The 14825-nt window shown below is 68.8% G+C and carries 16 protein-coding genes; 2 read left to right on the top strand and 14 right to left on the bottom strand.

From position 1 onward, the window contains the following. Nucleotides 1-16: 16 nt before the first annotated feature. From HRC28_RS11260 to HRC28_RS11235, 6 genes are read right to left on the bottom strand one after another with little or no spacing between them, the layout of a single operon-like run. The gene (locus HRC28_RS11260) at nucleotides 17-706 is read right to left on the bottom strand and encodes a histidine phosphatase family protein (RefSeq protein WP_237111799.1); all 690 of its coding nucleotides are present in this window, start codon (nucleotides 704-706) and stop codon (nucleotides 17-19) included. Between the two features lies 1 nt (nucleotide 707). Beyond that, nucleotides 708-1757 (bottom strand): phosphotransferase family protein, encoded by a 1050-nt coding sequence (locus HRC28_RS11255; RefSeq protein ID WP_182380163.1) that lies wholly within the window; start codon nucleotides 1755-1757, stop codon nucleotides 708-710. After that, the gene (locus tag HRC28_RS11250) at nucleotides 1754-2503 is read right to left on the bottom strand and encodes an SDR family oxidoreductase (protein ID WP_182380162.1); all 750 of its coding nucleotides are present in this window, start codon (nucleotides 2501-2503) and stop codon (nucleotides 1754-1756) included. The genes HRC28_RS11255 and HRC28_RS11250 overlap by 4 nt, the downstream gene beginning before the upstream one ends. Before the next feature lie 8 nt (nucleotides 2504-2511). Further along, nucleotides 2512-3303: an SDR family NAD(P)-dependent oxidoreductase gene (locus HRC28_RS11245; RefSeq protein ID WP_182380161.1), complete on the bottom strand. Its 792-nt coding sequence runs from the start codon at nucleotides 3301-3303 to the stop codon at nucleotides 2512-2514. Next, nucleotides 3300-4601, bottom strand: coding sequence for a hypothetical protein (locus HRC28_RS11240; protein ID WP_182380160.1), 1302 nt, complete (start codon nucleotides 4599-4601; stop codon nucleotides 3300-3302). Before HRC28_RS11240 ends, HRC28_RS11245 begins: the two co-directional genes overlap by 4 nt. Then, nucleotides 4598-5857 (bottom strand): acyl-CoA dehydrogenase family protein, encoded by a 1260-nt coding sequence (locus tag HRC28_RS11235; protein WP_182380159.1) that lies wholly within the window; start codon nucleotides 5855-5857, stop codon nucleotides 4598-4600. The genes HRC28_RS11240 and HRC28_RS11235 overlap by 4 nt, the downstream gene beginning before the upstream one ends. A 39-nt stretch (nucleotides 5858-5896) precedes the next feature. On the opposite strand from HRC28_RS11235, the gene HRC28_RS11230 reads away from it, so the two are divergent. Next, the gene (locus HRC28_RS11230; protein WP_202033304.1) at nucleotides 5897-6472 is read left to right on the top strand and encodes a TetR/AcrR family transcriptional regulator; all 576 of its coding nucleotides are present in this window, start codon (nucleotides 5897-5899) and stop codon (nucleotides 6470-6472) included. 146 nt (nucleotides 6473-6618) lie between these two features. Then, nucleotides 6619-6858, top strand: a complete 240-nt coding sequence (locus tag HRC28_RS11225; protein WP_182380158.1) for a hypothetical protein — start codon at nucleotides 6619-6621, stop codon at nucleotides 6856-6858. A 128-nt stretch (nucleotides 6859-6986) separates the two neighbouring features. Here the strand turns inward: HRC28_RS11225 and HRC28_RS11220 are convergent, their stop codons facing one another. From HRC28_RS11220 to HRC28_RS11185, 8 genes are read right to left on the bottom strand one after another with little or no spacing between them, the layout of a single operon-like run. Then, complete coding sequence (locus HRC28_RS11220; RefSeq protein ID WP_182380157.1) at nucleotides 6987-7949, bottom strand: NAD-dependent epimerase/dehydratase family protein; 963 nt, start codon at nucleotides 7947-7949, stop codon at nucleotides 6987-6989. Then, nucleotides 7946-8779, bottom strand: a complete 834-nt coding sequence (locus HRC28_RS11215; RefSeq protein ID WP_182380156.1) for an SDR family NAD(P)-dependent oxidoreductase — start codon at nucleotides 8777-8779, stop codon at nucleotides 7946-7948. The genes HRC28_RS11220 and HRC28_RS11215 overlap by 4 nt, the downstream gene beginning before the upstream one ends. Beyond that, nucleotides 8776-9918: a hypothetical protein gene (locus tag HRC28_RS11210; protein WP_182380155.1), complete on the bottom strand. Its 1143-nt coding sequence runs from the start codon at nucleotides 9916-9918 to the stop codon at nucleotides 8776-8778. Before HRC28_RS11210 ends, HRC28_RS11215 begins: the two co-directional genes overlap by 4 nt. Nucleotides 9919-9960: 42 nt before the next feature. Next, nucleotides 9961-10983 carry an AraC family transcriptional regulator gene (locus tag HRC28_RS11205; RefSeq protein WP_182380154.1) on the bottom strand — a complete coding sequence of 341 codons (1023 nt, stop codon included), beginning with the start codon at nucleotides 10981-10983 and terminating at the stop codon, nucleotides 9961-9963. Between the two features lie 30 nt (nucleotides 10984-11013). Next, on the bottom strand, nucleotides 11014-11499 hold the full coding sequence (locus HRC28_RS11200) for an SRPBCC family protein (protein ID WP_182380153.1): 486 nt from the start codon (nucleotides 11497-11499) through the stop codon (nucleotides 11014-11016). Next, nucleotides 11496-12491, bottom strand: coding sequence for an alpha/beta hydrolase (locus tag HRC28_RS11195; RefSeq protein ID WP_182380152.1), 996 nt, complete (start codon nucleotides 12489-12491; stop codon nucleotides 11496-11498). Before HRC28_RS11195 ends, HRC28_RS11200 begins: the two co-directional genes overlap by 4 nt. After that, nucleotides 12488-13345 (bottom strand): short-chain dehydrogenase/reductase, encoded by an 858-nt coding sequence (locus tag HRC28_RS11190; protein WP_182380151.1) that lies wholly within the window; start codon nucleotides 13343-13345, stop codon nucleotides 12488-12490. Before HRC28_RS11190 ends, HRC28_RS11195 begins: the two co-directional genes overlap by 4 nt. Then, a complete protein-coding gene (locus HRC28_RS11185) occupies nucleotides 13342-14814 on the bottom strand; it encodes an NAD(P)/FAD-dependent oxidoreductase (protein WP_182380150.1) in 1473 nt (490 codons plus the stop codon). Before HRC28_RS11185 ends, HRC28_RS11190 begins: the two co-directional genes overlap by 4 nt. Nucleotides 14815-14825: the final 11 nt, after the last annotated feature.

Here is a 14825-nt window from a genome sequence, read left to right as displayed (position 1 = left end):
ACCGTAGTGGCGGAAGTCAGCGGTAGGTCAGCAACTCCCGGTCGTGCTCGACATGGGTGTGGCTGTTGTACGACGACAGGTTCAACCCGGTGCGCCCGTGGATCACCTTGGTGACGCCGGTGTTCACCGCGACCCGGTTCAGCGACCCCCACAGTGAGGTGTCGCCGGCCAGCAGCAGCGATGCTGCCAGGCCGATCGGGCCGCCGGAGCTGACCACCAGCACGGTCCCCTTCTCGGGGCCGCGCTCGGTCATCCGCTCCAGGGCGCCCTCGACCCGGCCTGCGAACGCGGGGAACGATTCGTCGTACTCCTCGTCGTGGCCGCCGCCGATCCAGCGGGCGGTGGCCTCCTCGAAGACGGCCTGGAACGCCGCCTTCGGCTGACGGGTGCGTGCGAGGTCGGCGAGCATCAGCGCGCGCGAGCGGTAGAGCGGCTTGTGGACCTCCATGACGTGCTGGAAGTCGAACTCGTCCCAGTCCTCGTCGACGGCCACCGGCACGTGCTGCTCGAGGCCCTGGAGGATGCCGTCGGCCGTCTCGCGGTGCCGGCGCAGTCCACCGCGGATGATCAGGTCCGGCGTGATCTCCCGCGCCGCGAGCTCGCGCCCGAGCACCCGCGCCTGGAGGTGTCCGAGGTCGGACAGGGCGTCGTAGTCCTTCTTGCCGAAGGAGGCCTGTCCGTGACGGACGAGGTAGCCGATGCGCACCTCAGCCCACCTGCTTGATGATCGCGAGGCACCGGCGGTGCAGGACGTGGGAGGCGATCCAGAAGTTCTTGAACGCCGGGTTGCTGGTCTGCTTGTGGTGGTAGCGGTAGTAGATCTGCTGCAGGATCACCGCGAGCCGGAACATCCCGAAGACCTCGTAGAAGGCCCATTCCTTGTCGGTGAGCTCGAACCCCGACTTCGCCAGGTAGTAGTCGACGACCTCGCGCCGGCTGAGCATCCCGGGGATGTGCGTGGGCTGGCGACGGAACTGCTGGAACAGCTTCGAGTCGTCGGCCTGCACCCAGTAGGCGGTGACGGCGCCGAGGTCCATCAACGGGTCGCCCAGGGTCGCCATTTCCCAGTCCAGCAAGGCGATCGGCTTCGTGGGGTCGGCTTCGTCGAGCACGACGTTGTCGAACCGGAAGTCGTTGTGGATCAGGCAGGTGGCGCGGTCAGCCGGCTGGTGCTCGTCGAGCCAACGCATCACCTTCTTGTACGACGGCACGTTCCACGTCTTCGCCTTGCCGAAGCGGCCGATCCAGCCGCCGACCTGCCGGGCGACGTACCCCTCGCCCTTACCGAGCGTGGTCAGTCCCGCGGCTTCAGGATCGACGCCGTGCAGGTCGACGAGCAGGTCGAGCACGTTGGTGCACAGTGCGCGCACCTGTTCGGGGGTCAGGTCCAGGCCCAGCTCCTTGCGCGGGATGTGGCCGGCGACGCGCTCCATGACGTAGAACTCCGAACCGATCACCGACTCGTCCTCGCAGAACGCGACCATCGGGGCGACGTACGGGAAGACGGGGGCGAGGGCGGACTGGATCCGGTACTCGCGACCCATGTCGTGGGCGCCCTTCGCCTTGGTGCCCGCGGGCGGGCGTCGCAGGATCAGGTCAGGCCCGTTGGTCGAGCCTGTCGAGACCTTCAGCAGGTACGTCAGGTTCGACGCACCCCCCGCGAACTGGCGGACCTCCTCGATGTCACGGCCCAGCCAGGCCGCGACGGCGTCGACGTCAAAGCTGTCCTCGTCGCGGACCTCGGCGGCGTCGTTCATGCCAGCTTCCGTACGACGGACAGGGGCAGGCGCTTCATGGCGTAGCCCAGCGGCACCCACGGCCAGGCGGGGACGTACGCCTTGGCCTTGCGCTTCTCGATCGCGTCGACCATCGCCCGGACGCCGGTCTCGGTGTCGACCATGAACTTCGTCTTCTGCTCGACCTTCGCATTCATCTCCGAGCGGATGTAGCCGGGGTAGATGATCGAGACGTCGATGCCGGGGACGTTCTCGTTCTGCAAGCCCTCGGCCAGCGCCGCGACGCCGGCCTTGGTGGCGGCGTACGTCGTGATCGTCTTGCGCTGGCCCCGCATGGCGGACATCGACGAGATCATGACCAGGTGGCCGCTCTTCTGCGCCCGGAAGATCTCCATGGCCGCCTCGGTCTGCGCGAGGGCGGCGACGAAGTTGGTCATCGCGGTCTGGCGGTTGGCCTGGTAACGCCCGGTGCCGAGCGGCGCGCCCTTGCCCAGGCCGGCGTTGATGATCACGCGGTCGAGCGTGCCGAACTCCGCAGCGAACTCGTGGACGACCCGGAAGACGGCGTCGTCGTCGTTCACGTCGAGTGCCTTGAGGATCACCCGGGTGTCAGGGTGGGCGGCGGAGATCTCCGCCGCCACGGCCTCGAGGCGTTCCGTACGACGGGCGCACAACCCCAGGTCGTAGCCCAGATCGGCGAACTGGCGCGCCATTTCCTCGCCAAGACCCGAACTGGCGCCGGTGATGACGATCGTTCCCTTGCTCATGCCGCTCCTCATGATTGGCCTTCGGTGATGGACTTGATGCGGGCGCCGAACTTCCGCTGCTCGCGGTCGTACAACGGTCGTGCGAAACGCTTGGTCCAGACTGCCTTGCGGGCGGCCGGGTCCGGGAGGATCACCATCGCCTTCTTGTCGAGGCCCTTGAGGACCGCGGCGGCCACCTGCTCGGCCGTGTACGGCGACTTGTTGATCAGGCGCGCAGCGATGGCGTCCATCACGGTGTCACTGCCGCCCAGCGACTGGGCCAACGGCGTCTTGATGAAGCCGGGGCACAGCGCGGAGACATCGATGCCGTGCGGGTGCAGCTCGTAGGACAACGTCTCGCTGAGCGCCACCACGCCCGCCTTGACCGCCGTGTACGACGACATCCCGGGCGGGTGCACGAGCCCGGCCAGGGACGCCGTGTTGAGGATGTGACCGCTCCCCTGCGCCTTGAACATCGGCGTGAACGTGCGGCAGCCGCGGACGACGCCCAGCAGGTTGATCTCGATGACCTTGCGCCACTCGTCGAGGCTCACGACGTCGATCCGGCCGCCGGTGGCGATGCCGGCGTTGTTGATCAGGATGTCGAGGCCGCCCCAGTTCTCCTGGACCCAGGTGAGGGCAGCGGCCCAGTCGTCGTCGGAGGTGACGTCGAGCTTGATGCCGTCGGGGTGGTCGAGCTTGTCGAGACCCGGTTGCAGGTCGGCCACGAGGACGTCGTCCCCGCGCGCCCGGAAGGCCGCGGCCATGGCAGCGCCGAGGCCCGACGCCCCGCCGGTGATCAGGACACGCTTCTTGCTCATCGGGTCTCCACTCCCTTGCTCCAACCGGCCTTCAGGTCCTGCAGCGTTGCATCCGGCACCGGGACGTCCCCGGACAGGGCGAGAGAACTGCCGGTGAAGTTCACGTCGTAGTCGGTGCGTCCGGTGGTGATCGAGAGCCGGAGCGTCACCGGTGCCCCGACCTGGTCGACCTGCATCTCGGCCATGGCCAGACCGAGGTCGTACGGCGTCGCCCCGTCTACCGGATACAGGTTGACGTGGGCGAACTCGTCACCGGAGACGACGACATTCGCGCCCGCCCATTGGGGGTCCGCCCAGAGCGCGATGGCGAGGGCCCAGTCCTTGCCCCCGTCCTGCGGCTGGATCACCGAGATGTGGCGTCCGTCCACGTCCCCGAGGGTCCATGCGGAGCCGACCTCCCGGTAGACGTCGGCCGCGCGCTCGCGCAGCAACCGATCGAGTCGCTGGCCGTCGGTCGGGTTCGCTGCCACGAACTCCAAGCGTCCATCGTTCGTGACGTCGATCAGGCCCGGGTCGTCCGCAAGGGCTTCCTCGATGACCTCGAGGTCGTCGAACCGGTGGTCGCGCGGGGGTCCGGCCTTGACGTCGTACCCGACCTCGACGGAGGCGACCTTGGCATACGCCGGGTCGGCACGCAGGTCCTTCTCTGCGGCGGCCAGGTCGGCGTCGTCGTCGAGGCGGATCGACACCTTGCCGTCACTGACGGTGGCGCCGTCGACCTCGTACGAACCGAGGGCCGAAAGGAGGGCGTCTTCGTCGGTCAGGTCGTCGCCGGGCTCGGCCTCGTAGCGCCAACCGGCAGTGAGGACGACCACGCTGGCGTTGCCCACGTCGGCCAGTTGTACGGCGGTGGTCTCGGGGCGGCCGGGCTCGCCCGGGGTCACCGAGAACCTCGGCTCCCTGCCGAACTGCCCGTCGAACCTCTCGACCTCGAGCTCGCGGGCCAGGGCCATCGACGCGCCGGCGCTGACGGCGTGGGTGCCGGAACCGATCCGGCCGCCGATGCCGGTGTCGGCCAGCACGACCTGGATCGTCACCTTGGACTCACCCGCGAAGTTCTCGAGTTCGCCGACGACCGCCGCGATCTCCTCGCTCGTCGCGTCGCCCTCGATCTCCACGTCGACATTGCAGCGCTTGCTGAACTCGTGCTTGTAGCAGTCCAGTTCGTGGTCGACGACGGCCAGCCCGTTGAGCGCAGGATCGAGCTCGTCGATCTTGACCGGGTCCTCGCCCGCGCAGCCGCTCATTCCCAGACCGGTCAGCAGCAGCGCGCTCCCGAGGACGCGCTTCCGGGTCACCGGCTGACGCCGTACTTGCCCAGCTCGAGGCGCGCCACCATGCCGAGGTGCACCTCGTCGGGACCGTCGGCGAGCCGCAGGGCGCGGGCGTTGGTCCACGCGCCGGCCAGCGGGAAGTCGTTGGAAATGCCACCGCCGCCGTGGATCTGCATGGCGAAGTCGATGATCTGCTGGGCCATCCGCGGGGCAGCGACCTTGATCTGGCTGACCTCGCTGATCGCGTTCATCGGGCCGCCGACGTCCAGCTTCCACGCGGCATTGAGCACCAGGAGGCGGGTGGAATCGATGGCGATCCGGGCCTCGGCGATCCGCTCGCGGTTGCCGCCGAGGTTGACCAGCGGCTTGCCGAAGGCGATCCGGTCGGTACCGCGCTGGCAGGCCAGTTCGAGGGCCTTCTCCGCGAGGCCGATCAGGCGCATGCAGTGGTGGACGCGGCCGGGTCCGAGGCGGCCCTGGGCGATCGCGAACGCCTCGCCGGGTCCGGCGACAAAGTTGGCGACGGGGACGCGGACGTTCTCGAACACGACTTCGCCGTGGCCGATCGGCTCGTCGTAGATGCCCATCGTGGGGAGCATCCGGGCGACGCTGACACCGGGGGCGTCGCGCGGCACGAGCACCATCGAGTGCCGGTGGTGACGGTCGGCGTCGGGGTCGGTGAGGCCCATGACGATGAGGACCTTGCAGTCGGGGTTGCCGACGCCGGTGATGAACCACTTGCGACCGTTGATGACGATCTCGTCGCCGTCGACGACAGCAGTCAGCTCCATGTTGGTCGCGTCCGAGGACGCGACGCCGGGCTCGGTCATCGCGAAGGCGCTGCGGATCCGGCCGTCGAGCAGCGGGTCGAGCCACTCGTCCTTCTGCGCCTGGTTGCCGTACTTGAGGAGCACCTCCATGTTGCCGGTGTCCGGGGCGTTGCAGTTGAAGATCAGCGGCCCGAGGAAGGACCGGCCCGTGAGCTCGGCGATCGGGGCGTAGTCGACGTTGCTGAGGCCGGTCCCGCCGTGAGTGCCGTACTTCTCGGCGTACGGGCCCTCGTGGCCGGCGGGCAGGAAGAGGTTCCAGAGGCCCTGGGCGCGCGCCTTGGCCTGGAGCTCCTTGATGATCGGGAGGGGCGCCCACGGGTCGCCACCGCGGTTGCGGATCTCCGAGATCTCGTGGTGGTACGCCGCTTCGATCGGCTCGACCTCGGTCGCGAGGAACTCACGCGCCAGTTCGGTGAGCTCCTGGGCGCGGGGGCTGGGTGAGAAGTCCATGGCTTGACCTTGTCACACTGTTGAGCAATGCTCAATAGCGTGGATGCAGATCACACCCGACGCCGGCTGTCCCCCGAAGATCGACGCCGCCAACTGCTCGGCATCGGCCTGAGCATGCTGGTCGAGAAGCCGATCCAGGACCTCTCGATCGACGCCGTCGCCGCCGAAGCCGGCATCTCCCGCGGCCTGCTCTTCCACTACTTCCCCACCAAGACCGACTACTACGACGCCGTCATCGGCGCCGCCCTCCGCCGGGTCCTGCGCAACACCGCCCCCGACGAAGGCGTCTCCCCCGAGCTCGCCTGTGAGCAGTTCGTGTCCCGTGTCTACGCCCAGATCGAACGGCGCCGCGAGTTCTACGTCGCCCTCGTCTTCGGCAACGGCACCATCGCCGTCGGCGGCAACCGGTTGGAGTCACACCGGATGACCATCGCCCGGCGACTCATCGCGGCATTCGGACTGGACGAGGGCACGGCGCCCGTCGTACACGCCTGGACGGCGTACGTCGAAGACCGCGCCCTCCTCTGGACCGGCTCCGATCCTGCCGACCGGGTGGCGCTCGAGGTGGACGTCACCCACTGCTGCCGGGCCCTGGACGCACTCCTCACCCTCTGACGAGGTGCGTGGGTTTCGCACGCGAGGTGCGGAGGTTTCTCACACGAAGTGCGGAGGTTTCTCACACGAAGTGCGTGGGTTTCTGCGTCGAGGTGCGCCGGTTTCTGCCAGTACGGTGTCGTCCCGTGACGTGTTCCCAGCGGGCAGTGGCCGGCCTGTTCCTCCTCGCATGGGTCTACGTAAGTTTCAGCCGGATCCTCGACGGCCAGATCCTGCTGGGCCTGGCCCTCATGGCGCTGCTGGCCCTGACGGTGACCGCGAGTCCGCTCATCGACCTCGCCGAGAGACACGCACCCTGGGGCGAGCGCGCCCTGCAGGCCGCCTTCGTGGGTGCACTGATCGTGGCGCTGTACGCAGCCGCCCGGGAGTGGTCCTCCTTCATCTGACCAACCCCGCACCTCGACCGAGAAACCGGCGCACTTCGAGGTAGAAACCCCCGCACCTCGCATGAGAAACCCCCGCACCTCGCATGAGAAACCCCCGCACCTCGCGTGAGAAACCCCCGCACCTCAATTCAGATCAGGGAGTTCTCGCGAAGCCACGCTTCGGTACGGCGCATGCCTTCGTCGAGGTCGACCTCGGGAGCGTAGTCGAGAAGACGACGGGCCTTGTCGATCGAATACGTACCGGTGCGGGTGAAGTAGTGCATGGTTTCCGCGCTGGCTTCGGTACGACGACCGACCACCCGCGCCGCACCCGAAGCCACCGACCCCAGACCCACCGCCACCACGGTCGGCAACCGCACAGGACCGCGTTTGCCGAGCATCCGGTAGTAGTGCCCGAAGAACTCCGCACAGGTCACGCCGACTCCCCCACCGATCGTGAAGACCTGCCCCGCAGCGGCAGGATGTTCGACGGCCAGCTGCAGGCCGGCGACCAGGTCGTCGACGTACACGGGACTGAAGATGCCGCGGCCCATCGCCGGCAGCACGAACGCGCTCCGACGGATCAACTCCACCGGCTGGATCGTCCACGGCCGCGAGCCCGGGCCGTACACGTCGCCGGGGCGCACGATGACCGCCTCGATCTCGCCCGCAGCGTGCGCCTGCAGGACGACCTGTTCGCTGGCGATCTTCGAGTCGACGTAGGAGCCGCCGTCGTTGCGGACGGGGTGGTCCTCGGTGACCTGGTCGGGCCAGCCGAGGTCTCCGAACGCCCGCACCGACGACACGTGCACGAACCGCCGCGCCCCGCCCGCGATCGCGGCGTCGAGCGCCCGACGGGTGCCGAGCACGTTCACCTGCCACGCCTCGTCATGCGTCGCGGTGTTCGTCACCAGCGCGGCCGTGTGGACCACCACCTCAGCGCCAGCAAAATGCCCTTGCCACCCGTCGCCGGACGACGTCGAGCCGGCAACGACGTCGTACAAAGGATCAGCGACGAGATCCACTCCCGAGGTGCGAATCCCCTGCCCACGCAGGCGATCGGCCAGCGCTCGGGCGATGAACCCGCGCCCGCCGGTGATGAAGACCGTCACTCGGGCACACCGTTCTTGCGGAGCTTCGCCTGCTGCCGCCTGCCCATCCCCACGGCCACGGGCAGTGCCTTGAGACTGATGTCCGGCACAGCGTCGAACAGGCGCACCTGGACACCACGCCACCGGGGAACCGCCGTGACCTGGCGCGGCTTCCGCAACACGCCAGCCACGGCGTCGACGACCTCGGACGGCTTGAGCAACTTGCCCGAGAACGACAGCGCCGCTTCCGGGTCGTCGAGCTTGTCGTGCAGCATCGGCGTCCAGATGCCGTCGGGGCACACGCAGGAGATGTTGATGTCCTGGTGGCCCGCGAGGTTCAGGTCGCACTGCGTCGACAGGCTGAAACCGATCGCGCCGTGCTTGGAGCCGGAGTAGACACCTTCACCCGGTACGGCGACCAGGCCAGCCAGCGACACGATGTTGACGACGTGGCCGCCACCGTTGTCCTTCATCGCCAGGATCGCGGCGACGGTCCCGTTCATCAGGCCGAGCGTGTTGACCTCGACCATCAGCCGGCGGGTGGCTTCATCCTGCTCCCACGCGGGGCCAGTGACCAGCACGCCAGCGTTGTTGACCCAGACATCCAGCCGCCCAGCCGCTGCGACGACGCCCGCAGCAACGGCCTCGACCTGCGCACCATCGCGTACGTCGAGCACGGCAGCCTCGGCACCGATCTCCTCAGCGGTCGACGACGCCAGCGCGAGGTCCACGTCGGTGACCAGCACCGAGTAGCCCTCGGCCACCAGGTGCCGGGCGATCTCCTTGCCGAGCCCGCGGCCGGCGCCGGTGACGACGGCACCCCGCCGATCCCCCACCTCCCGAACCGTCATGCCTTCGAGCCCGTGATCGTGCCGTACGAGATGCCCCCCTGGAACTTCGTCGGCCGCACCGGCCAGAACCGCTTCCAGTCCGCGAGCTCGGTCGACGGCAGGATCTGCAGGAAGCGCGGGTCGTCCTTGCAGGAGTCCGCCATCGTCTTCTCCTTGACCATGGAGTCGTACTGGTCCTGCGCATCCTCGAGGGTGTTGGCGTTCGGGCAGATCTCCCGGCCGTATGTCTCGTGGTACTTCTTCACGCCGGGGATCTTCGACAGCTCGGGCTGCCAGTTGTCGATCGAGATGCCGTTCTCCGAGGAGACCCACACGCCGTCGGGCGTGTTGATGCACAGCGAGTGGTTGCCGTCGGTGTGGCCGGGGGTCCACAGCAGCGTGAGGCCCGGGCCGAGCTCGATGTCGCCACTGAACTTCACGAACGCGTCCGGGTCGACGCCCTCGAGTCCGTCCTCGACGTACCAGGCCCACTGCATGGGGTGGAGCGACTCGAGGGTGGCCAGCTCGCGTTCGTGCACCAGCATCTTCGCGTTGCCGAACAACGGCTTGCGCGGCTCGGACTCACCCGGCACCACCACAGAGGAACCCATGATCATCCGCGGGTCCTGGACGTGCAGGTGGTCGAACGTGCAGAAGTCGATGTCGTCGGGCGACAGGCCAAGCTTCTCCAGCGCGTCGAGCGGCTCGGCGTAGTACTTCAACATCACCGTCGACGCGATCCGCTGACCGCCGGGGATCTTTTCCATCAGTTCGTTGAGCTGGGCGTAGAACGGCGCCTCGGCCGAGCCCTCCGGCATCGTCGGCTCGAACACCAGCGTGCGCGCGTTGCCGTCCCAGTCGTCGTACTGCACGACGATCATCCGGTTGATCATCGCGATCAGCGGCAGGGTCGGGACGCTGACGGCGTTGTGGAAGGCGAAGCCGACCGGGTACGGCGCCGCGGCGATGTCGACCGACTGGACCGCCTTGACCTGACCCTGCGCCTTGAACCGCGGCTTGTACGCCTCGGCCGCCGCACGGACCGCCCGCAGCCGCTCGCCGCGCGGCCAGACGTCATGGACGCCCTCGAACTCGGGGATGGAGCGGGCGCCGATCGCGGCCAGCGGATCGACGTTCTTCGGGGTCGCCTTCGTGCTCATGGGGCCGATCCTGTCACCGGCCGCGACTGCAGTCTTGGGCTTCTACGACGATTCCTTGACCGATCGCGACACACCCTCCCGCCGCAGCCGCGACGGAGGCTTGCCGAACCAGCGCACGACGTACCGCGTCAGCGTCGACTGGTCCGCCAGTCCGAGCGCCGCCGCGACCTGGGCGAGCGGCAGGTCCGAGTGGGCGAGGTGGCGCAGCGCCGCCTCACGCCGCACCCCGTCGAGGACGTCGCCGTACGTCGTCCCGGCGGCTGCCAACCTGCGCTGCAGCGTGCGCCCGTGCAGGCCGAGTGCGTCGCCGACCGACGCGACGTCGGTCGACCCGTTGCCGAGGATCCGCTCGAGGTAGCCGCGCACCTGGGTCGTCACGCCCTGCCCCGGGGCCGCGAAGCGCGCGGAGAGGTAGTCGAGCCCCATCTGCCGCACGTGCGGGTTCGCGTCGGGCAACGAGACGGCGAGCATGCTCGCCGGCAGGACCAGCGCGGCGCGGCCCCGCTCGAACCGCACCGGGCTGCCGAAGCATTCCTCGTAGCGCGCCAGCGGGCTGATCGGGGCGTGCGGCAGGTCGACGGCGATCAACCCGAAGGCGCCCGCGGTGTACTGCCGCACCACGCGGTGCGCGAAGTGCATCACCATCTCGTTCAACTGGCACACCGGCGGGGGCGACGTCGTCACGTAGACGAGAGCGATCGCCGACGGGTCGGGCTCAGGATGAGCGGTCACGCTCACCGCCGGGCTGTGCACGAACATGAACCGCCCCGCGGCATCAAGGGCCTCGCCCACGGTCGCGGAGTGCTGCATCACCACCGACAGCAGGCCGAGCATGCCCTCGTCCTGTCGCTCACCGACGCGCAGGCCGAGATCCAGCAGCCCAGTGGATGCGGCGGCGTACTCCAGCACCTGCACCACGCCGTCGTGAGGGATCAGCGACGCGTCGTCCAGCAACGCAGCGGGGTCGATGCCGAACCGGCGCAGCATCGCCGCAGGGTCGCCACCGGCTTCGGCCACGACATCGGTGAAGCCGCTCAGCGCCGCGGACCGGACCAGATCTCCCACAGCCCCAACGATAGGGACACCGTGCAGGAATCAGGCGGTGAGCTTCTTCTTCAGCCCGCCCACCATCGCGCCAATGGCCAGCGACAGTACCGGCGACACCAGGACACCGGTCGGGCCGGCGAACTTCGCCACCTCGACGGCGACGGTCCAGGTCAGGCGCGAACCGGTCGGCGTCGACTCGACGACGTAGTCCTCGGCCATCCGCTTGATACCCGGACGGGTGGACTCGGCGACGAAGAACGTCTTCCGCTTGCCTTCGTCCCATCGGTAGAACTGCTCGTGCACGGTGACGGCACCGGCGACGGTGACCTCGCGGACCGTGCCCACGCCGAAGGGGCGCTCGGCGAGCCACGTCATCTTCGTCGCGCCGGGGCCCCAGCCAACGACAGCGTCGTCGGCCGTCAGCGCGGCCCACAGGGTCTCGACCGGGACCGGCACGTCGAGCACCTTCACGGTGCGCGCCGGGGCGGTCCGCAGGAACTCGTCATCGGCGGGAGCAAGGGGGTACCAGGTCATGAGTTCATCCTCAGGTTCGAAGCAGGGAACGGGACGTCGTCGTCGATGCACGCCCGCATGAAGGTAGCGGCTCGACGCAGCGCACGTCGCGCCTCGGGTACGGCGCGATACAGCGTCACGTAGGAATGCACCTGGCCCCGCGACACGATCAGCTTGTTCTCGACGCCCGCGCGATCGAGCCGTTCGTGCAGTCGCTCGGAGTCACCGGCGAAGCATTCGGTGCCGCCCACGTGCGTGTGGATCGGCGGAAACTTCCGCAGCAGGCTGAGGTGGGCGGTGAGCGGCGACAGGCGCGGGTCACGGAAGTTGCCGCCGGGGTAGAACGCCTCCGCGCAGCGCGCCGCGAACGTGGGCGTCAACACCGGGTCGGGATGGAGCGCGTCGCGGTGCACGGCCTCGGTGAGCGCAGGATCGAGCAGCGGCGAGAACAGAGCGCACGCCGCCGGCATCGGCCGCCCCGCCTCGGCCAGCGTCGTCAGCAGGCCGATCGCCAGGTGTCCGCCCGCCGAGTCGCCGGCGACGGCGATCTGGTCGGGTGCGTGACCCTGCTCGATCAGCCAGTCGTACGCCGCCAGGGCGTCGTCGAGCGCAGCCGGGAACGGATGTTCGGGGGCGCGCCGGTACCCCACCGCGAGCACGGGGAGGCCGCTGAGCGCGGCGAGCGGCTCGGTGACACAGCGGTAGGCGCGGGGCGAGGACGCGACGTAGCCGCCACCGTGGAAGTAGAGGATCACCCCGCCGAACTCGTCGTTGAAGTTGCGGGCCTGGACCCACTCCCCCGAGAACGCCGGCGTCGTGACCTTCTCGACCCGGGCCGTGGTCGGCCATCCCGCAAGCATGCCGCCGAAGCCGACGAGCCCGCGCAGGTAGTGCAACTGGACGCCTTCGAGGCGGAGCCGGTCGACCTGCGGACGCACCAGGGCGCGTCCACCGGTCGCGACGACCCGGCTGGTCAGACTGGGCCCGAGCAGCTTGAGAACGCCGACGATCACCGATCGGACTCCGCGCGGGCCTCAAGGTCGTGGATCATCGCGTGCACCCGCTTGTCGCGGGCCAGCACCCGGTCGGCGCCGGCGTTGAGCACGCCGCGGAAGAGCGAGTACGGCATCCAGCGCACCGGAGCGATCGTCGCGCCGGAGCGGTGGGCGATGCCGTGCGCGATCGACTCGGCGGCGTCGTCCGCGGAGATGCGGTGGTTCAGCGGCCAGCCGAGCAGGTCGTCGAGCTTGCGCCCCAGCGGGTCGTTGTCGAGGGTCGCGGTTGCCAGCGGCGTGTCCACGAACCCGAAGTAGGCAACACCGGCGCTGGCGCCGTGCGGGGCCATCTCCAGCTTGAGCGCGCGGCCGATCTGCTCGGCCGCGGCCTTGCTCGACATGTACGCGACACCACCGATGCCGGGCGAGAACGCGGCGCACGAGGCCACCACGACCACGTGGCCCTTCTCGGCAATGACGGCCTCGAGAGCGGGCTGCACCGTGTTGAGGATGCCGGTCTGGTTGATCGCGATCACCCGGTCGTAGTCGGCCAGGTCCATGGTGCGGATCGTGGCCGGCGGCGGGGTGACCCCGGCGTTGGCGACGACGACGTCGAGCCGGCCGTGGTGGTCGATCACGCGCGCCACGACCTCGGCCATCGCGGCCCGGTCCGTGACGTCAGCAACGGCGGTGAAGACCCGGCTGTCACCCAGCGACTTCGAAGCGGCCTTCAGCCCCGGCTCGTTGACGTCGACCAGGGCGACATATGCGCCCTGTTCGTGGAGGCGACGCGCGAGGGCCAGGCCGATGCCCTGCCCGGCGCCGGTGATCAGGGCGACCTTGTCGCGGACGTCGTACGACTTGCCGATCACTGGCACACCCCGTAGTGATCGAGGTTGACCTTGCTGGTGCGACTCTTGAACGTGGCCGAGAAGCCCGGGAAGTGCGTGAAGTTCCTGCCCGTCGGGCTGAGGTAGTAGCTGTGGCAGCCACCGGTGATGAACACCGACCTGGCCAGCCCCTCGTTGGCCCACTCGAAGTAGTCCTGCTGTGCCTCGGCGGTGACCTCGAGGGTCGCGAGGTCGCGCTCCTCCATCTGGCGCAGCGCCTCGACGATGTAGTGGACCTGGTTCTCGATGGTGATGACGGCCGAGGTGTAGACGCCCGAGTTGGGCCCCAGGATCATGAAGAAGTTCGGGAAGTTGTGGAGCGAGGTCCCGAGGTAGGCCGCCATCTCCCCCGTGCGCCAGACGTCGCCGATGCTCGAACCGTCGCGGCCGTGGACCACGCCGAAGCCCGGGTGGTCAGTCATCTTGAAGCCGGTGCCGAAGATGATCGTGTCGAGCTCGTGCTCGACGCCGTCGGAGGTGACGATGCCGCGCGGGGTCACCTTCGTGATGCCCTCGGAGACCACCGTCGCGTTGTCGGCCGTCAGCGCCGGGTAGTACTTGTTGGAGAACGTCGGGCGCTTGCAGCCCACGGCGTAGTCCGGCGTCAACCGCGCACGCAGCTCCGGGTCCCTGACCTGCTTCTTGAGCAGTCCGCGGGCCATCATCTCGAGCGGCTTCTGCAGCTTCGGCTCACTGATGAAGCCGGGCACCAGGGCCTCGAAGGACAGTTCCCACGCCTTGCGGGCGGCCGCCTGGGCACCGGGGACGCGGTGGTAGAGGGCGTGCGTGGCCTTGCCGACCTTGCGGTCGGGGTGCGGCAGGATCCAGGTGGGGGTGCGCTGGAAGACGGTCAGGTGACCCGCCTTGCGCTGGACCCGCGGAATGAACTGCACGGCAGACGCACCGGTGCCGATGACGCCGACCCGCTCGCCGGTCAGGTCGTGGTCGTGGTCCCAGGTCTGCGAGTGGAAGACCGTGCCCTTGAAGGACTTCAGACCGGGAAGGTCCGGCGTCGACGGCGCGCTGAACGGGCCGATGGCACCGACCAGCACGGTCGCGGTCAGGTCGCCGCTGCTGGTCCTGATCCGCCACAGCTGCGCCGTGTCGTCCCAGGACGCGTCGGTCACCTCGGTGCCGAAGCGGATGTGCGGCAGGACCTCGAAGTCCTCCGCACACTGGTGCATGTAGGTCTTGAGCTCTTCCTGCAACGGGTAGAGCCGGCTCCAGTTCGGGTTCGGCGCGAACGAGAACGAGTAGATCAGCGACGGCACGTCGCACTGGGCGCCCGGGTAGTTGTTGATCTGCCAGGTGCCGCCCACCTCGTCCGCGCGCTCGAGTACGACGAAGTCGTCCCTGCCGGTCTGCTTGAGGCGGATCGCCGTACCAAGGCCGCCGAAGCCGGCGCCGATGATCGCGACCCTCACGTGCTGCCCGTTGAGTTGCTGAGTCATGGTGAGCCTTT

This window comes from Nocardioides sp. WS12 (assembly GCF_014108865.1).
GTDB lineage: Bacteria > Actinomycetota > Actinomycetes > Propionibacteriales > Nocardioidaceae > Nocardioides.
This window is presented reverse-complemented; position numbering and strand designations above follow the sequence as displayed.

Coding starts and splice junctions, on each gene's coding strand:
- HRC28_RS11245 (WP_182380161.1), bottom strand. CDS start 3,303: ATGAGCAAGAAGCGTGTCCTGATCACCGGCGGGGCGTCGGGCCTCGGC.
- HRC28_RS11250 (WP_182380162.1), bottom strand. CDS start 2,503: ATGAGCAAGGGAACGATCGTCATCACCGGCGCCAGTTCGGGTCTTGGC.
- HRC28_RS11185 (WP_182380150.1), bottom strand. CDS start 14,814: ATGACTCAGCAACTCAACGGGCAGCACGTGAGGGTCGCGATCATCGGC.
- HRC28_RS11235 (WP_182380159.1), bottom strand. CDS start 5,857: ATGGACTTCTCACCCAGCCCCCGCGCCCAGGAGCTCACCGAACTGGCG.
- HRC28_RS11210 (WP_182380155.1), bottom strand. CDS start 9,918: ATGAGCACGAAGGCGACCCCGAAGAACGTCGATCCGCTGGCCGCGATC.
- HRC28_RS11200 (WP_182380153.1), bottom strand. CDS start 11,499: ATGACCTGGTACCCCCTTGCTCCCGCCGATGACGAGTTCCTGCGGACC.
- HRC28_RS11215 (WP_182380156.1), bottom strand. CDS start 8,779: ATGACGGTTCGGGAGGTGGGGGATCGGCGGGGTGCCGTCGTCACCGGC.
- HRC28_RS11255 (WP_182380163.1), bottom strand. CDS start 1,757: ATGAACGACGCCGCCGAGGTCCGCGACGAGGACAGCTTTGACGTCGAC.